Here is a 2,204-nt window from a genome sequence, read left to right on the forward strand (position 1 = left end):
GGGGCTTTCGGGGCAACATCTCGACGGCGCATGCTTGTCTCCTTGCGCCATCACAGCGCCTTAGAGCCTCGCGCACAAAATCTGAAACAGATTTTCGCTGCACGTAGGCTCAAAATTATAAAGCTAGATCGACCTGATGTGCATCACATCTAACTCACGGCGATCTAGGCCTCAACCCGGTGCAAAGCGTTTGACAATGCCCGCGGCGGATAGCCCCGCTAACAGTGCCAGCAGGACCCCTGCTAGTCCATGCAATACAGCATGATCTCTTGCAAATTCAAAGAGGGCACGTTCGGCGCCTACTTTTGTAACCACCAAAGTCGTGAGGGTGGATTGGGCGGGCCGACCATTGCGAAACACCATGACCTTGGCGGTATAGAGGCCCGGGGGTGTGCGGTCTGGCATCTGAATATCGGCGCGGAACAAGCCACCTTTGAGCAGCTTCACCCCGTTAGGATCATCGACATAAAGCTTCTCGCGCTGGCGCTGGGCCACAAAGGCGTCAATCAGCGTGTCTGCCAAGGGTGAGTCGGCACTTGCTTTGGCAATGTCCAATTGGCCCTTGGGTCTGAGACCATAGAGGGAGAGCGTATCGCTCGGCGCGATCTGTTCAAGCGGACGGGCGCTCGCTACCCCGAAGAAGGTGGGGGCCGCGGCAAAATTGATCTGATCCTTGCCGATCCACAGACCCGCGGTGCGCTTGCGCTTAGCGATCCACGCCGGGCGGTCAGGCCCACGAACGGCGACGACAATATCCGTGCGCCCAATAGAGCCTGCCCGCACTGAGCCAAAAATCGTGACCTTGGCCCCGGTGAAGCTGGACGTAACCAAGACCGCATCATCAATCAAAGCAGCCGACACTTGCGTGCTTTGCGCCTGCACAGACGGGCCAGCGATAAGGCCCACAAGCAAGACCATCCAAAGCGAGAAGCGCGCCATCATAGGCCACCCCCTGGTGAAGACAGCTCAAACAAACTTGAAGGCACAAGCACGAGGTCTGCTGCAAGACGCAACGCCACCAACAGGACCAAAGCACCCAAAAGGGCACGCAATTGCTCCCCCTTAAGCTTACGGCCGATGATGACACCGAACTGTGCGCCCATCACGCCCCCGACGATCAGGAGGCCAGACAAGACCAAGTCAAGGCTGCCATTGGCGGCCGATTGCAAGAAGGTGGTGGCTGACGCCGTGATCAGGACTTGAAGGGTCGACGTACCCACTACCAGATTGGGCGGCATATGGATGATATAGACCAAGGCTGGGATCAAAATGAATCCACCGCCGACGCCCATAATGGCCGACAAAATGCCGACGCCAATGCCAATCCCTAATGGTGGGATGATGCTGATCACCAGCTTGGAGCGCGGGAACCGAACCTTAAACGGCAAGCGATGGGCGAAATCAGTAGGCGACCTTCGAAAACTGGGCGCTGGCCCGCCCGCGCGGGTCTTGGCGATTGCACGCAAGCTCTCCCACACGAGGCTGGTGCCAAGAGAACCAAGCAGGATCGTGTAAGCGATGCGCACCGTGGCCTCTGCCGCACCTTGCGACTTCAGCCAACTGAACAAAAGCGAACCAATGCCCACGCCAATGATCCCGCCAATGGAGATCACAAGGCCCATACGCAAATCAACACCGCGCCGCTCAAACTGGCCTAGGACCGATGACATAGACGAAGCGGCCGCCAAATTGGCCCCAGCGGCCACGGCAACCGGTGCTGGAATACCCATCAGCATCAAAAGCGGTGTCATCAGAAAGCCACCGCCAACCCCGAAGATGCCAGACAAGCAGCCAACCACCAGCCCCAAAGTGGCCATGAGCCACGGGCTTACTGCCATTTCCGCAATGGGCAGATAGACTTGCATGAACGCCGCCCCGGTGAATTCGCAGACCATAGGCTGCGTCGGATGGCGTTTCTATGGCACCCGGTCACATTTGCAGCAACCAAGATCGCCTTTCTGGCGCGATGGCTCAGCCGATCCGCTTCTTTGTTGCTTTCGGACCAATGAAGAACCAGGCAACAAAGCCCAGAAAGGGCACAAACATCACAACAACAGACCAGACGGCTTTGCCAAACGGCCCCGTACGATCATTCTGGAGGATATTGATGACCGCCCAGACCCCCAGAATGAGGGCAAAAAGAAAGCCAATCGAGGTGCCATCATTCCATTCTCTGCCGAACATGTGTCAGTCGCTCCTACATC

The 2,204-nt window shown here is 57.4% G+C and carries 3 protein-coding genes; all 3 read right to left on the minus strand.

The genetic code is table 11. The features are described 5' to 3' along the window. Positions 1-171 precede the first annotated feature (171 nt). The 3 genes from ACOVRA_RS03840 to ACOVRA_RS03850 all read right to left on the minus strand — a co-directional run bounded on the left by ACOVRA_RS03840 (position 172) and on the right by ACOVRA_RS03850 (position 2,184). Positions 172-942 (minus strand): TIGR02186 family protein, encoded by a 771-nt coding sequence (locus ACOVRA_RS03840; RefSeq protein ID WP_421719141.1) that lies wholly within the window; start codon positions 940-942, stop codon positions 172-174. Beyond that, complete coding sequence (locus tag ACOVRA_RS03845) at positions 939-1,865, minus strand: sulfite exporter TauE/SafE family protein (protein ID WP_421719142.1); 927 nt, start codon at positions 1,863-1,865, stop codon at positions 939-941. The genes ACOVRA_RS03840 and ACOVRA_RS03845 overlap by 4 nt, the downstream gene beginning before the upstream one ends. 106 nt (positions 1,866-1,971) lie before the next feature. Then, on the minus strand, positions 1,972-2,184 hold the full coding sequence (locus ACOVRA_RS03850) for a PLDc N-terminal domain-containing protein (RefSeq protein WP_298229997.1): 213 nt from the start codon (positions 2,182-2,184) through the stop codon (positions 1,972-1,974). Positions 2,185-2,204: the final 20 nt, after the last annotated feature.

The organism is Aquidulcibacter sp., from assembly GCF_049239865.1.
GTDB lineage: Bacteria > Pseudomonadota > Alphaproteobacteria > Caulobacterales > Aquidulcibacteraceae > Aquidulcibacter.

Coding starts and splice junctions, on each gene's coding strand:
- ACOVRA_RS03845 (WP_421719142.1), bottom strand. CDS start 1,865: ATGCAAGTCTATCTGCCCATTGCGGAAATGGCAGTAAGCCCGTGGCTC.
- ACOVRA_RS03840 (WP_421719141.1), bottom strand. CDS start 942: ATGATGGCGCGCTTCTCGCTTTGGATGGTCTTGCTTGTGGGCCTTATC.
- ACOVRA_RS03850 (WP_298229997.1), bottom strand. CDS start 2,184: ATGTTCGGCAGAGAATGGAATGATGGCACCTCGATTGGCTTTCTTTTT.